The 16,327-nt window shown below is 32.3% G+C and carries 9 protein-coding genes; all 9 read right to left on the bottom strand.

Annotated elements, in window-relative coordinates; translation table 11 throughout:
- Positions 1-314: 314 nt before the first annotated feature.
- The gene (locus tag ACNG5D_RS06655; protein ID WP_418182716.1) at positions 315-980 is read right to left on the bottom strand and encodes a response regulator; all 666 of its coding nucleotides are present in this window, start codon (positions 978-980) and stop codon (positions 315-317) included.
- Positions 981-1,127: 147 nt separating this feature from the next.
- The gene (locus ACNG5D_RS06650) at positions 1,128-2,945 is read right to left on the bottom strand and encodes a sensor histidine kinase (protein ID WP_418182715.1); all 1,818 of its coding nucleotides are present in this window, start codon (positions 2,943-2,945) and stop codon (positions 1,128-1,130) included.
- 9 nt (positions 2,946-2,954) lie between these two features.
- On the bottom strand, positions 2,955-3,539 hold the full coding sequence (locus ACNG5D_RS06645; protein ID WP_418182714.1) for a DUF4202 domain-containing protein: 585 nt from the start codon (positions 3,537-3,539) through the stop codon (positions 2,955-2,957).
- 21 nt (positions 3,540-3,560) lie between these two features.
- The gene (gene nirD / locus ACNG5D_RS06640) at positions 3,561-3,938 is read right to left on the bottom strand and encodes a nitrite reductase small subunit NirD (protein WP_418182713.1); all 378 of its coding nucleotides are present in this window, start codon (positions 3,936-3,938) and stop codon (positions 3,561-3,563) included.
- Between the two features lie 87 nt (positions 3,939-4,025).
- The gene (gene nirB, locus ACNG5D_RS06635) at positions 4,026-6,539 is read right to left on the bottom strand and encodes a nitrite reductase large subunit NirB (protein ID WP_418182712.1); all 2,514 of its coding nucleotides are present in this window, start codon (positions 6,537-6,539) and stop codon (positions 4,026-4,028) included.
- Between the two features lie 284 nt (positions 6,540-6,823).
- The gene (locus ACNG5D_RS06630; protein ID WP_418182711.1) at positions 6,824-10,138 is read right to left on the bottom strand and encodes a glycoside hydrolase family 2 TIM barrel-domain containing protein; all 3,315 of its coding nucleotides are present in this window, start codon (positions 10,136-10,138) and stop codon (positions 6,824-6,826) included.
- Between the two features lie 281 nt (positions 10,139-10,419).
- A complete protein-coding gene (locus tag ACNG5D_RS06625) occupies positions 10,420-12,252 on the bottom strand; it encodes a DUF3472 domain-containing protein (RefSeq protein WP_418182710.1) in 1,833 nt (610 codons plus the stop codon).
- Positions 12,253-12,285: 33 nt separating this feature from the next.
- Complete coding sequence (locus ACNG5D_RS06620) at positions 12,286-15,597, bottom strand: VCBS repeat-containing protein (RefSeq protein WP_418182709.1); 3,312 nt, start codon at positions 15,595-15,597, stop codon at positions 12,286-12,288.
- Between the two features lie 119 nt (positions 15,598-15,716).
- Complete coding sequence (locus tag ACNG5D_RS06615; RefSeq protein ID WP_418182708.1) at positions 15,717-16,289, bottom strand: discoidin domain-containing protein; 573 nt, start codon at positions 16,287-16,289, stop codon at positions 15,717-15,719.
- Positions 16,290-16,327: the final 38 nt, after the last annotated feature.

Below are 16,327 nucleotides of genomic sequence, written 5' to 3'. Positions count from 1 at the left end.
ATATAAAAGAGAACCCCTATTGAAAAAGTAAAAACATTGATTACATGAATAATAACAACTATAGTTGAAGAACTAATATGAGCTAACCAAGGGACTGTGCTAGTATTGGCAAAAGCAACGTGATTATTTAGGCAAACTTTAAAAACAAACAGTAAAAATTAAAAATACAAACCCACTCATAATGAGATAAATACCTAATAAAAAATAAGATTTTTTTAGTATAGTATCAACAAAACATTGATAATTGTCAATTGTTAATTGCTAATTGCTAATTGCTAATTGTTAATTGTTAATTGTTAATTGTTAATTGTTAATTAAACTAAACCATACTCTTTAGCCTTATTACTTAACTCCATTAAGTTTTTAACCTTTAGTTTTTTCATGAGATTAAAACGGTGTACTTCGGCTGTACGCTTACTAATATTAAGCTCTTCTGCAATGTCTTTGTTATTTTTTAATTGCAAAACTAAACCTAAAATTTGCTTTTCACGTTTAGTTAACTTAAAAGGGTCTTCTTTAATTTCTATTTTAGGCGTAGCATTAGTATTTACATTACCATTTACAAAATTATTCATAATAATTGTAGATACATCTCCTGTAAAATACTTACCACCAGCAGCTACACTATTTAAGGCTTTTAAAAACTCTTCTTTACTCGCGCCTTTTAATAAATATCCATCTGCGCCTGCTTGAATAGCTTGCACTACATATTCTTCTGAATCGTGCATAGACAACACTAATGTTTTAACACCTATTTGTAACTTTGCAATTGCTTGTACAACTTCTATACCATTCATTTCGGGCATTCTAATATCTACAATTAAAACATGTGGCTTATTTTTATTAATTACATCTAGAGCTTCTTTTCCGTTTGATGCCTCGTCAATTACTACAATGCCTGTTTGATCTTCTAAAAGTGCTTTTATACCATCTCTTACTAAAACATGATCGTCGGCTAGTACAACATTAATTATATCCATAAATACAAATGTAATAAAATTACGTAATTGTACGTAATTAACTCTTTAAAGCTGTGGATTATACTTCAACTTTATTTTTACTTCCTTTAAGTTTAACTACAAAATTAGTTTTCTATGCATGCTAAATTAATTAAATGTCTTTAATTTTTAATTTTCTAAAGGAATATTTAATGTAACTCGTGTTCCTTGTCCTTCTTTTGAGGTTAAAAATAAGCGACCATTAATATACTTTATACGCTCTTTCATAAAAGTCATTCCCATACCTCCATCTCCTGTTTTTACATGTTTTACTTTATCTGGATTAAATCCTTTTCCATTATCATCAATAACAATACTTAATATGTTTTTACTATGAGATAGAGAAACTATAATATGTGTAGATTCGGCATATTTAATAGCATTATTTATTGCTTCTTGCGTTATACGGTAAACATTAATTTCGGAAAGTGAATTTAACCGTTGATTAAAATCGGTTTTATTAAAAAATACGATTTCTTTTCCTGTTAGTTTTCCTAATTCTAGCGTTAATTTTGTTATTGCAGGCACAATACCATGATCGGTTAATTCTGGGGGTGTTAAATTAAAAGTTGCAGTTCTTACACCTTTAATAATATTAGATGTAAGGTTTTTTAAATGTTCTATTTTAGAGTTTGTTTTAGCTAAATCGTTAGTATCTATACTTTCTAAATTATATTTTAATCCTGTAAGCATTTGCCCTATGCCATCGTGTACATCTTTAGCAATGCGATTTTGTTCTTTTTCTTGGTTTTCTATAATTTTACTTGAAATAATTTTTTGCTGATTCATCTTTTCTTCAAAGCTTTTTTCAGTCAATCTATCAATTTCTAATTGGGCTATTTTACGTGCAGTAACATTAGATGCTATAATTAATAATTCTGATTTGTCTTCGATTGGATTGTATGGAATTATAGACATTTCCAACCAAACATTATGACCATCTTTAGTGGTTGATTTTACTTCGCCTTGCCAACCCGTTTTTTTATGTTTAACTATAATATCTTCTAGAACTAATTGCTCATTTTCTACTACAGACAGTACATTCCAGAATAGTGTAGTTTCTTTAAACTTAGAGCACTTAAATAAGCGCGAAAATTTATCGCCAAAATGTATAACATTTCCGTTTGGCGATATTCTTGCGAACAGTAACGTTTCATCCATAACTCTACTTAATGCGCGCAACTCTTTAATTGATTTTTCTTTAGCTATACTTAACTCATCGGCATCAAAGGCCATTTTTTTGGCTTGTTTTTCGGCTTTTAACAAATCTGCTAAAACAGCTTTTACCGATTTTGCTGCTGGCCAAAAAATGAATAAAAACTCGCCTAATAATATTAATAATGTTAATGCTGTTAACCATAACTCTAACTTACGCAACCATTCAACCTTTTCATTAGCTTCAATATCGTATTGATTTACAATATTGTCCATAAGGTTTAAAAAGTTACTTTCGTTAGCCTTTACTTTATCAATATCTATCTTATAACTTTTATGAGATAATTCTGGAAACAAGTCTATTACGTTAATAATTGCATGTGATGCTTTGCTTATTGTATCGAAAACTGGATTTAATTGTTTAAATTTTCTGGTTACTTTTTTGCTGTTTTTTTTGGGTAAGCCTAAACTATCGTTGCCATGTTGAAGTGCGTAATGAGATAACTCCCAAAGCTTAAGTGTTTCCTTTATTTTGTTTTTTAATAAAACCCTGTTTTCTTGATTGGTTTCTGCAGACAAAGACACGACGTCTTTTGTTAACTTTTGGCTTAACATACGTTGCCTACCAGCTACATTTATAACCGTAGAATCGCTTTCTTGACCACTAAGGTGTTTACGAATTAATATTTGACTAACAATTACTGAAACAGCAATGGTGCTTAAAGCAATAATATATAAACGACGTAATTTATCAAACGTACTTTGGTCTAATGAATTACTCGATTTTGTCATTTTTTACATTTATGAAATAGCCTGTTTTACTAAAGCCAAACTTGTATCTGAAAATGGTAGTTTTAATGCTGCTTCATGGCCTTTATCGGACATTTTTACCCAAGTTTTTTTAAGAATATCTATAACTTTCTCGTTACTGTGTTTCTCGGCAAATTCTTCAAAATAGTAATCTAAAAACACCAAACATATAGTATCTTCTAGTGTTTGAGATTCTTCATTTTTTTTAATTAGTTTTTTTAGAATAATAGATTTTACTCTATTTTTAAATGGCTCGTCGAAGCCTACTTGATCTAAAATATCGGTAGTTATATTGGCGTGCATTTTTTTTAATGTTTCACGCCATTTTAAATACCCAACCCGATCCATTGGATATTCTTTTCTACCAATTTTCCATCTACAAATATGTTGAGCACGAGCAGCAATTTGTAAGGCCTTAGATGCGTTTGGGTTAAATTGTAACAATTTCCTTGTCATACGCTGCGAATACAACAATTCCTTTGGATATTTTAGCCCTGCAACCTCGTATGTGTTTACATCTTCAGAGTTTGCTTTATCAATTAATGCTATTGCTGCTTCAAATCTGGTAGGTTTCATATTTTGCGTTTTGGTTCTTTATTAATCCGAAAAGCCAATATACACAATTCCGTTTTCAATTTTAACAGGATATGTAGCTATTTTTAAATCTTCGCCTGCTAAATTACTTCCATCCTCTAACGAAAAATTTTTTTTATGCATTGGGCATGCTACTTTAGGGATATCGTTTTTATCGCCAATCATTCCTAACGAAAGTACCATTTCCATTTTATGTGGGCATAAGTTTTGTGTGGCATACCATTTACCTGTTCTGGTAAAATTGTAAACCGCTATTTGTTTGGCTTTATATTTTATACAAGCTCCACTATTTTCTGGAAAATCTGTAGTTTGCCCTACTTTAAACCACTCTTTTACAGTTTCTTTAGTAACTGTTTGATATTGACTTAATATATCTTGCATAGCTTAATTTATTAATTTTTATTTATTGAATTTTATAGCTACTTACTACATGTAAACCTAAAAGCTATTATTCGATTGCTTTTACTTTTATATCCAAGCTTTAGGCATTTTTTGCCCACGCATTGGTACAAATTCTAAATTATCATCGGTATCATCAGAATTTACAAAATGCTTAAAGCGTTTCATCATTTCTGGATTTTCTATAGCCTCTTTCCATTCGCATTGGTACTTATTTACTAAACCTTGCATTTCTTTTTCTAAATCTTCAGCTATACCTAAAGAATCTTCTATAACTACTTGCTTTAAATAATCTATCCCACCTTCTAATTTATCCAACCAAGGTGCTGTTCTTACTAAAGGCCCAGCTGTTCTTATATAATACATTAAAAACCTATCTAAGTATTTCACAACTGTTTTATCATCTAATTGTTCTGCTAATAGCACAGCGTGTTTAGGTGTTGCACCACCATTTCCACAAACGTAAAGATTCCAACCACCATCAACAGCTATTAATCCAAAATCTTTTCCTCTGGCTTCGGCACATTCACGAATACAACCAGAAACACCGCCTTTTAATTTATGTGGCGAGCGCAAACCACGGTATCGGTTTTCTATATCTATAGCAAAGGTTACACTTTCGTGCATACCGTATCTGCACCATGTAGACCCAACACAACTTTTTACGGTTCTTAATGATTTTCCGTAAGCATGACCGCTTTCAAAGCCAGCATCAATTAATTCTTTCCAAATCATAGGCAACTGATGAATTTGTGCGCCAAACAAATCGATACGTTGCCCACCTGTTATTTTTGTATATAAATCGTATTTTTTAGCTACTTCTCCAATTACAATTAATTGTTGTGGGGTTATTTCTCCTCCGGCAACTCTTGGCACTACAGAATAGGTTCCGTTACGTTGGATGTTTGCTAAAAATCTATCATTAGTGTCTTGTATACCTGGCTGCTTGTTGGCTGTTTCCATTGTAATTGTTGCAAAAATAGATGCCACTAAAGGTTTACAGATTTCGCAACCATGGCCATCGCCAAATAAATTAAGTGCTTCTTGATAATCTGGCACTTTGTTAATTTTAATAAGATCGTACAGTTCTTGCCTGCTAAAATTAAAGTGTTCACAAATGGTTTCTTTAATTTCTTTACCCTGCGATTTTAATGTTTCGTTAACCAAATCGGTAACCATTGGCTTGCAACCACCGCATCCTGAAGTGGCTTTGGTTTTATTAACTACATCGCTAAAATTCTCGCAATCGCCTTCTATAATAGAACAACAAATATCGCCTTTTGAAACACTTTCGCAAGAGCATACTTGAGCCGTATCTGGCAAATCTAAAACACTACCAAAAGACGAACCACCTTCGCTTGCGGGTAATATTAATTGCGATGGATCTTCTGGAATTGGCATACCATTTAAATATATTTGGTGTAGCATATTATAATCTGTAGCATCGCCAACCAATATTCCTCCAAGAAGTTTTTTACCATCATGGCTTACGTTAATGCGCTTATACAAATGCTGCGTTTTATTTTCGAATATTATAGAATGTCCTTTTGAAGCTGGCATAAAAGGTTCGCCAAAACTTGCTACATCTACCCCTATTAATTTTAGCTTGGTAGACATATCTATATCATTAGGCATAACAGCATCTGTTTTTCCTATAATTTGATTTACAGCAATAGCAGCCATATCGTATCCTGGAGCAACTAAGCCATAAATCATTTGATTATATAAAGCTATTTCGCCAATGGCATAAATGTTTTTGTCTGATGTTTGCATTTTATTATCAACCACAATACCACCACGAACACCAACTTCTAGTCCGCAATTTTTTCCTAACTCATCTCTTGGTCTTATACCTGCAGAAACTATAAGCATATCAACATCTAACAAATCATCTTCACCAAACTCCATTCCTACTATAGATCCATTACCAAGAATTTGATTTGTTGCTTTACTTAAATGAATATTTAAACCTATAGACTCTAATTTTAATTGAAGAACTTGACTACTTCTTAAATCTAATTGCCTTGGCATTAATTTTGAAGCAAACTCTACGATATGAGGCTCTAAACCCATGTCCATAACCGCTTTTCCTGCTTCTAAACCTAATAAACCACCTCCAAGAACAGCGGCTTTAGCATTTGGTTTTTCAGCCTTTAATTTAGCTGCATAAGCCAGCATACCTTCTAAATCTTCAATTGTTCTATATACAAAAACACCTTCTTTTTCTACCCCTTTAATTGGTGGTACAAAAGGTGCAGAACCTGTAGCTAAAACTAAATAATCATAAGAAAACTCTCGGTCCTTTGCTGTAGTAATTACTTTAGACGCTCGGTTAATATCTGCAACACGCTCACCTGTAATTAATTCAATATTATTTTCTTTATACCATTCTACGGGAGCCATTTCTAAGGCTTTAGCATCTTGATTCTCAAAAAATTCACTTAGATGAACTCTATCATAAGCAGGTCTTGGCTCTTCTCCAAAGACAGTAATTTTAAATGCTTTATATTCTGGATTTTCTACAAACTTTTCGCAAAATTTATAACCAACCATACCATTTCCAACAACAATAACATGTTTCATAATTACGTATTTAAATACAAAACTAAGTATTTATACGTAATTATTGTTATTTAAACTTCGTAAACTTACGTAGAAAAGAAATTATTATTAATTTCTTAAATTTTAATATTACAATTTAAGAAATAGAAAAATAACAAGTTAAGTTTTATCGAAACCCTAAACTTTATCTATAAAAAGCGTTTAACGCCTTTAAAACTTTTTAAGCTTACAATAATTACAAATAAAAGTGACAAACCCATTAAAAATGTGGCTTATCACTTTTATAAATTAATCAACAGATACAGTTACAAATTAGTATACTGCTTACTTAACTCAATAAAATCTTTAGTCGTTTTATCTTCAAAAGGAATTAAATAAAAGCTATAATTATGTTTGGATTTACCTTTAATAAGATACTTATCTTGAGGTTTGGAGTACCAACTATCGTCTCCAGCCAATCCGCGTTGTTCTAAATCTATATTTAACTGAACTAAATCTTGCTCCTTAATATCTGTAGTGTGTTTACTAGAGTTTACTTCAGGAATTCCGTCTATTTTATAAGTCTCATTAACTGTAGCATTAGCTTGATAGGATAAGCCTACTGTAGTATCAAAATCTTCATTAGGCATGTGCAAAGCACTAACGCCTAACCCTTTTTTTATATCTGATGCCGTTATTAAAAGACCATTTTTATTTTTATCTGAAAGTGCAACCCAACGCACATTGGTTTTATATCCGTTTTCTTGTGGTCTTATATACGGCACATATTGGTCTTTTACTTTAGAGGTATACAAATCAATAAATGCCGAGCTATTACGATCTTTATAATTTTCCCAAGGACCTCTACCAAAATAGCTCATATTATTATATTGTTTTGGTAATTGCATACGCATACCAATTCGTGGTATATCGCCTTGATAGGTCGTTTTATTTAAAGTATTATCTATTTTAATTACCCCATTACCATAAATAGTATATACACTATGGTATTTCGTATTTACACCTGGCAAAGTGTAATCTATTTTTATTTGTACATTGTTTTTATTTGTATTATCAATATTAATATTAGTAACGGTTAAAAATAATGATGCTTTTTTCCATTCAATATTTTTAATGTGCATTTGGTTACCAAAATCATTATCTGTCATAGGGCGCCAAAAATTTGGTTTTGGTCCTTTTTTGTTTTTTAAAAGTGTGTTTCCTTTATAATTATAACTTATAATTTTGCCTTCGCTTTTATTAAAAACTACTTTAAAATTGGTGTTTAAAACCAAAATATTAGTATCATTACTTTCTACTTGTATTGCTGGGTTTTTAAATGCTACGCCAAGTACTTCTTTTTTATATTTTTGATGTAATGGTATTTGCTCGTGGGCTACTTCAAAATCTTTAGGTAAAATGCCCCATTGATTTTTGGTTTTTGCCGATATGTGTACAAAATATTCTGTGTTTTTAATAAAGTTAATACCATCAAAATTTAACCGAATAAGTTTTCCGGTGTTAGGTTCTACATTAATATTTTCTACAGATATAGTTTTTAACGTTTTGCCATCAGCTTTTACTTTTGCTGTAATATTAAAGCTATCAAGATTTGTAAAATCGTATAAGTTTTCAACTAATACTCTTAACTCGTTATATTTATTTATGCCTTTATTTTTAAAATTAATATACTCGTGTGCTTTTTTTACTTCGTATAAAGCAGGTTGTGGTGTTCTATCTGGAAAAACAATACCATTGTTTAAAAACGAATTATCGGTTGGCATGTTTTTACCATAATCGCCACCGTAAGCATAAAAACGTTCTCCTTTTTTATTGGTTTTCCATATCGATTGGTCTACCCAATCCCAAATAAATCCGCCTTGTAAATTATCGTATTGCTCAATAATATCCCAATAATCTTGAAAATTACCTGTGCTATTTCCCATTGCATGTGCATATTCGCTAGGTATAAACGGCCTATCTGTTTTAGATTTACCAATAGCTTCAAAACGTGCTGGAGATGGGTATTGTGGTACTATAATATCGGTATTGGTATCCATATCATACAATGTACCATCTTTATCTTTATAAGGGCGTTCGTATTGTACTGGGCGTTTGGCCTTATCGTTTTGCTTTATAGCATTATAACCTTTAAAAAAATTAATACCATTTCCGGCTTCGTTACCCATAGACCAAATAATTACCGAAGGATAATTTTTATCGCGTTTTACCATACGTACCATTCTATCTACATGCGCCTTTTCCCAACTTGCTTTTTTAGCCAATGAATGCTTTCCGTAATACATACCATGCGATTCTATATTGGCTTCGTCTACAACGTAAATACCATATAAATCGCATAATTCGTAAAAACGTTTCCCTCGTGGGTAATGGCTTAAACGAACTGCGTTTATATTATTTTCTTTCCACATTTTAATATCTTTAAGCATCAAGGCTTCAGACATTACATGTCCCGTTTCTGGATCTGCCTCTTGAGCATTTACACCTTTTAATGTAATACGTTTACCGTTTACTAGAAGTAATCCATTTTTAATTTCAACTGTTCTAAAACCAATTTTAATACTTGTTGCTTCTAAGGTTTTGCCTTTATTATCTTTAAGTTCTAAAACTAAAGTATACAAATTTGGATGTTCTGCACTCCATGGGTTTACGTTTTTAATTTCTTCTGAAAATGAAAGTGTGACGCTTTTATTTTTTTGAACTGAAAATTGCTTACTTCCAGATTTTAGCTCTAATAAATTTGCATCTAAAACTTTATAAGAAAGTAATCCTTTAGTATTTTTATTTAAATGATTTTTTAATGTTACAGCTAAGTCCAACTTACCATTATTATAAGCTTTATCTAATACTGAAACCGTTTTAAAGTCTTGAATTCGTAATTTGGGTTGCGCATAAATATACACACTACGCTCTATACCGCTTATTCTCCAAAAATCTTGACACTCTAAATAAGAACCATCTGTCCATCGAAAAATTTGAATAGCAATCGTATTTTTTCCTACTTTGGCTGCCTTGGTAATATTAAATTCTGCTGGTAATTTACTGCCTTGCGAGTACCCAATATACTTACCATTTAACCAAACAAAACCTCCCGATTTCATAGCGCCAATATGCAAAAATAGTTCTTTATCTTTCCAATCAGAATTTATAGTAAAGTCTCTTCTATACGAACCAACAGGGTTATAATTATCTGGAACATTACCAGGATTTTTAGGGTAAACACCATCAACAAGCTCCATATCATCAACTACAGGTGCTTTATAGTCTGCAAATTCATATTGATGATTTACGTAAATTGGCACACCATAACCTTCTACTTCCCAATTTGCTGGCACTTTAATATCATCCCAATGCGATACATTTTCAGTTACATTCATAAATGTAACAGGCCTATCTTTTGGGTTTTTAACCCAATTAAATTTCCATAAACCATCTAGCAATTGATAGTAATACACATTGTTTTGCAAAGCATTATTTACCGATGTAAACGAAGTGAATGAAGCATGGGCTTCCATTTTATTCTCTTCAATTACTTGCTCGTTTTCAATATAATACTTGTAATCTTTAATTGGACTATACGTTTGCGAATTTGCATAATTAGTAATAAAAAGGAAAAGCATTAATTTAAAAAATGCTCTTATTATGGCTTTAAAATAAATCATAAAATGTATCTGTATATTCTTGTACTTATTTAACTTTTCTAGATAAAGCATTAAATTTAATAATTACTAAATTTAATACTTTAGCACGCTTACTTTGTTTATTAATTCTATATTTTCGAGTTATAAATTATTCTTATTTATGCTACATATTTTACAAGCTTATATATTATAATAAAACCCTTAGCTATAACACTAAGGGTCTTAAAAAAAAACAAACTAAACTAACTCAAACAATAATTTTATTTAGTATAAGCCATAATTTCTGCCATTGCAGCATTATCGCTACCGTCGTGTGCTGTTGTTGATATAAATTTTAAATATCTAAATGTTTTTGTTGCTGAAAAATCTGCATCTTGAACGTCTTTACTGTTTTGTAACTCAAAATTACCAACCGAGGTCCAATTTGTATTATCTGTACTTATTTGAATTTCGATATTTTTAACAGCTCTAGACAATGATTGCCTTTGATTGAAACGCACACCATCGGCATTCGTTTCGGCTCCTAAATCTATAGTAATATGATGCGGTGGTGTTGCTGTACAACCACTCCAGCAAGAGTGCCAGTACGAATCTAGGTTTCCGTCTAATACATCGGCTGCGCGCCCTGTATCGCCTTCTCCTCCATTATCTTCTTGAGTGCTATAATCTGCTATAGTCCATGCGCTTCTATCTATTAAAGTTACTGGTGCTGGAGGATCTGGAAGTGTTGGCTCTTCTAAGGCCGAAAAATCTATATTTGGTGCTGCACCAGAAGCTGTTCTAGTAAAAGCTGTATTAGGCTGCACATTAGCATTAAAAAAACCACAATTTTTTAGAAAGAATGTATTTCCACTTGTACCACCTTCAAAATCAAATCTGTCTCCATTTGCTGCTGTAGCATCGGCTGTAAATGTCCCATCAGTCATTTCTGTCCAAGTATTATCGGTAGTATATGCCCATTGGTTTCCGTAGTTTACCTTTCTTGAAAGATGTCCTGTACTTGGGTTAAAATTTTCTAAAAACGAATGTACTCTAGTTAAATAAGTACTTGTTTTTGGTCTTCTTAGACTAGCAATTAGTTTCCAGTCTCCTACTTCTGGATCGAAAAAGTATCCTGTATAATCTGTAGATCCGGCTACACTTGCAGGCTCTCCTTTTAATAAAAACTTATAAGTAACGCCAGCTTTCCAATCGACATCAATAAAAGATTGTATTCCAGACCCTTCGTTACCAAAATCTTGAACAGTTACTCCTGCTCCGTTTCCTAAATTAGTAACTTTATAATCTTCTGGAATTTGGCTAGGGTCGTCGGTACTAAATGCACTCCAAATAGAAAATAACACACGCCTTTCTGTAGCCGAGTTTACTTGCATACCAAAATAACCTTGAGCATGACCTGCTGTCATAAAAAACGTTCCTAATTGATCTTCGCCTTCTGGAACTGTAACTTCGTTATAAAACCATTGTACATCTTTACCTTCTGGTTGCTTATAGCTCATATGAACTGATGGGCCTCTTCTACCAAAATGAAAATTGCTTGTTGGCACAAAATTAATTCCTGATGCTACTGCAGAACCACCAAATAAAATCTCTGTAATATCTGCAATGTAAGTAGCTGTTTTTTCTATACCTTGAATTTCAACATAATTATATCCCGCTGGCACAGTAAATGCTCCTACTTCTTCGGTTTTAAAAGTTGTACTAGATGCTACAACCTCTTTAGAAACACCACCAACGGTAACTTTTATTTTTGATTTTCCGTCTGTCGATTTCATTTTTAAACCCACCTGTAACTCTCCTGCACCTGTTTTAACATAAGTACGAATTACATCGTTTAAAGAGGTCCAATTTTGGATTCCCGAATTTGTAACTACACTAATATCTTGAGATACGCTTCCAATAACCCAGCTATTATGGCCCATTGGTACTGTTTTAGTTAAGTTTAAAGTTTCTGTTTCTTCTTCCTGCTCTTCGCCTTGATTCTCTGATGATGTATCATCACTTTTTGAACACGATGAACAAGAAAGTAGCATATTTATAGAAATTGCTAAAAATAAAATCGTGCTTTTTACACTTAATTTAGGTGCTTTCATTTTTGGTTTTGGATTATAAGATTTTAGTATTTATTAATTATTTTTAAAAATTTGATGTTTGTTATTGTTATTAGCTACTAATACCGATTTGCCATTTGCCGTTTTTAAGTGTAGCATAGCTCTAGCATCTTGGTTGGCAAAAAAGCCAGTTTGATGGTTTACTGTATAGTTAAATGTTCCTTTTTTATTACCTTTTAAAAAGGTTCCTATGCCAGCATCGGCTCGAGTTGTTTCTACTTCAGACATATAGTTATTTCCTACCATAAGAAGATCTTTAATCGTATCGCCATCAAAATCTTGATAAATTATACTGTTAATTGGCGATTTTTGAGCTTCGATTGTAAAAGGGTTAAAACTAAAGTTTCCGCCTCCGTTATTTATAAAAGTTCCTGAACGAAACTCTGTAACCTCGTAATGCAATGATGATTGTATACCTTCGCCAAGAATACCTTGTAAATCTGAGTTTGCAAACTCGTTATAAGTGGCTATTTTTTCTTTTAAAAAAGGCATTTGTTGCGATGTGCAAGATTTACCTCTAACTGGTACTTGTTTAGATTTATAGTATTTTGCCAATACAATATCTTCTATACCATTATTATCAAAATCGTTAGTATAGACATGGAATGGTTTTTCTTTTGAAGCATGATGCTTGTAATTTAACCCAAGGTTTCCTGCAATAATATCTTTATCGCCATCATTATCAATATCTTCAACTAAAATTGAATTCCACCACCCTTTTACAGAAGACAAACTATTGTAAGCGTTGGTTTTAGAGAGTTTTCCGTTTTCATTTATAAAAACTTCAATCCCCATCCACTCGCCAGTAAGTATTAAATCGGCATCAGCATCATTGTCAATATCAACCCATTGAGCATCGGTAATTAAACCCGCATTTTCGGCTTGTGGAGCAATTTCTGTAATCTTATTTTTAAAAACACCTTTCTCGTTAACAAGTAATATATTGGTTGGTGCATACGGGTATTTACCAGGAATAACACGGCTACCAACAAATAAATCTAAATCGCCATCGTTATCAAAATCTGATGCTTTTACAACAGCTCCAGCGGCTTTTACATTTGGTATTCTATTATTGGAGCGTTTAAACCTAAAGTTTCCGTTATTTATATAAAGTCTGTCTTGTAATAGTTTTGAATTTTCAGAAAACTCATAACTTCCGCTAGACACATATAAATCGGCATCGCCATCGTTATCGGCATCAAAAAAACAGGCGGCTACATCTTCATATTCACTATCGTTAATAAAATTATTAACAATAACAGATTGATATGCGCCTGTTTTGGTAGCTATTAATAGTTGTGCCGGTTGCTTGTGGGCGCCACCTATAAACACATCGTCTAAACCATCATTATTTAGATCTGTTTTTGCTACGGCTGGCCCTGTTTGCGATAATTTATGTGGTAATAATAATTGTTTATCGTAATCTTTATAAGCTATTTCTTTATGCGAAAAGTTAAAATCTTGTTCTTTAAATAATGTAGATGCTAAATTTTGGTTATCTTTTTTAATGCTTTCTGTACTTTCTGAATAGTTAAGTATTACTGTTTGATTTGGCGTGATGTTATTTAAGGTTTGTCTTTTTCCGTCGTTCCAAACAACTTCTATTTTGCTAATTTTAGAGTTTTTGCCTAAACCAAAGTTTAAAGTATTAGGTGTAGATGATAAATAACCTCTTGCATTTACAAGGGTTTTACTAAGTATTTGCCTATTATTTTGGTGCACATTTACTGTTGTACCTACACCAAATTTATTTTTATTAGAGCCTTTAAATTTAAACTGTATATAATTGTTGTTGTTTAATTCTCTGGCATTGTTTCTAAGAATAGTAGCGTTTTCGTCTAAATTATTGGTTACTATATCTAAATCGCCATCGTTATCTAAATCTACATACACAGCACCGTTAGAAAAAGTTGGTGTCTCGTTAGCCCAATTTTTTGATGCGTTTGAAAATAAAGTGTTGCCTTCGTTTTTAAAGAAGTAATTAGTAAGTTTTTGTTGTGGTAGTTTTTGTGTAAACTCGTAGAAATCTTTTTCCTTTAAGTTGGCTTTGTTTTTTTTAATGTAATCGTTAATCTCATTATTGGTATCCCTATCTACAACATCTCTATAAATGCCATTAGTAACATAAATATCGTTTAAACCATCCAAATCGAAATCGGCAATTAAGGAAGACCAACTCCAATCTGTTTTTGCAAGCCCCGACATGTTTGCTATTTCGCTAAATGTACCGTTTCCGTTATTTACTTGCATAACATTATGCATATATTGATGGTGATAATCTTTTTGAACCATTTCGTTAAAACGGTCTATAGACATCATAGACATAGTGGTTTTAGAGCGCACATAGTCTTCTGGACTCATATCCAACACAAACAAATCTGATAAGCCATCGTTATTTACATCGGCAATATCGCTACCCATACTGTAATACGATATGTGTTTAAAAAGGGCGTTTCTGCTTTCGGTAAAAGTACCATCGCCATTATTTATATAGGCAAAATCTGGATAAATAAAATCGTTTGATACATAAATATCTTGCCAACCATCATTATTAAGGTCGCCAACTTGTGCATTAAGTCCGAAACCTAAATCGGGAAGAATGCCTGCGGCTTCAGAAACATCTTCAAAAGTTCCATCGCCATTGTTTCTATAAAGTTTATCGGAGCTTTTTGATGCATCAATTTTAGTTCTTTGTTTTTTAATTTCGTTTAAGTCTAACAATGCGCCTGTTAAACCAAAATCTGAAGGTGCGTTTGTTATGTAAAGATCTAGGTCTCCATCTTTATCATAATCAAAAAAAGTAGAAGCAATAGATCTATTAGGATCATCTAATCCGTACTCGGCTGCTTTTTCTGTAAAAGTTAAATCGCCGTTATTAATATAAAGCATATTAGACAAGCGCTCGTCACCGTTGTACCAGCCAGCTCGATTAATATAAATATCTAGAAAACCATCGTTATTTACATCGGCAACCGATGTGCCAACATCAAAACCTACGCGCTTTTCAATACCTGCTTTTAGGGTAATGTCTTCAAATTTAAAATTACCTTTATTTAAAAATAATTTATTGTGATAAATGTTTGATGTGAAGAATAAATCTTCTAAGCCATCATTATTAAAATCGGCTGCGGCAACACCGCCGCCTATATATATGTATTGGTATTTGTAGTAGTGTAATTGCTCTGATTCTAATATATTGTTTTTAAATGTTACTCCAGATATTTCTGAAGGTACACTTGTAAACAGTTTTTCTGCTTTTAAATTATCAACGCCATTACTGCATGACAATAAACCAATTAATATTAGAAATAGAGTATATTTTTTCATTTGTTCTGTATTAAATAATTACTTTTTATTATTTAAAATATAGACATTATTATGATAGTGAAGCTGTATTAATATAAGCCCTAAACCATTTTTGTTTAGGGCTTTGTATTTGGTAAGGTTTAAAAATAAGGTGCAATTTCAGCTAAAGCAGCATTGTTTGTACCATCGTAAACTTTTACTACATTAAATCTAAAATAGCGTCCAGACACCTCTGCATCTAAAGGTCGGTCTTGTGGCGATGCTACTTTTTCTAGGTTAAATTCGCCTACCGATGTCCAATTTGTGCCATCGTCGCTAATATCTATAGAGCATACTTCTATGTTTCTAGAAAGCGATTGCCTTTGTGTAAAAAGAAAACCAGTTATTGTTTTAGACTCTAACATATCTACCACAAAATAGTGTGGAGGCACGGCAGTACAACCATTCCAGCAAGTATGCCAAAAAGTATCTGGGTTTCCATCAAACGTGTTAAATACTCTTCCGTTTCCTGCACCTTCGCCATCGTTATCTTCTTGACTAGTATAGTCTGTTACTACCCATCCATCTGTATTTAAAGGCACTAATGGCAATTTAAGGCTTGTATCTATATGTACAGCATCTGGCGTACAAGAGTAAGTAATTGCTAACAAAGCCATTACAAAACAGGCAACTAACGCTGAAGCTTTCTTTTTCTTTATAATTAATGTTTTCATAATTCTATTTGTTTTATGTTTATCAAAACATGTGCATT

The sequence above is a fragment of the Algibacter ulvanivorans genome, from assembly GCF_048381495.1.
Classification (GTDB): Bacteria; Bacteroidota; Bacteroidia; order Flavobacteriales; family Flavobacteriaceae; genus Algibacter_B; species Algibacter_B ulvanivorans.
The sequence above is the reverse complement of the archived record's forward strand: the minus strand, read 5'-3'. Positions and strand labels throughout refer to the sequence as shown.

Coding starts and splice junctions, on each gene's coding strand:
- ACNG5D_RS06645 (WP_418182714.1), bottom strand. CDS start 3,539: ATGAAACCTACCAGATTTGAAGCAGCAATAGCATTAATTGATAAAGCA.
- ACNG5D_RS06655 (WP_418182716.1), bottom strand. CDS start 980: ATGGATATAATTAATGTTGTACTAGCCGACGATCATGTTTTAGTAAGA.
- ACNG5D_RS06650 (WP_418182715.1), bottom strand. CDS start 2,945: ATGACAAAATCGAGTAATTCATTAGACCAAAGTACGTTTGATAAATTA.
- ACNG5D_RS06620 (WP_418182709.1), bottom strand. CDS start 15,597: ATGAAAAAATATACTCTATTTCTAATATTAATTGGTTTATTGTCATGC.
- ACNG5D_RS06630 (WP_418182711.1), bottom strand. CDS start 10,138: ATGCTTTTCCTTTTTATTACTAATTATGCAAATTCGCAAACGTATAGT.
- ACNG5D_RS06615 (WP_418182708.1), bottom strand. CDS start 16,289: ATGAAAACATTAATTATAAAGAAAAAGAAAGCTTCAGCGTTAGTTGCC.
- nirB (WP_418182712.1), bottom strand. CDS start 6,539: ATGAAACATGTTATTGTTGTTGGAAATGGTATGGTTGGTTATAAATTT.
- nirD (WP_418182713.1), bottom strand. CDS start 3,938: ATGCAAGATATATTAAGTCAATATCAAACAGTTACTAAAGAAACTGTA.
- ACNG5D_RS06625 (WP_418182710.1), bottom strand. CDS start 12,252: ATGAAAGCACCTAAATTAAGTGTAAAAAGCACGATTTTATTTTTAGCA.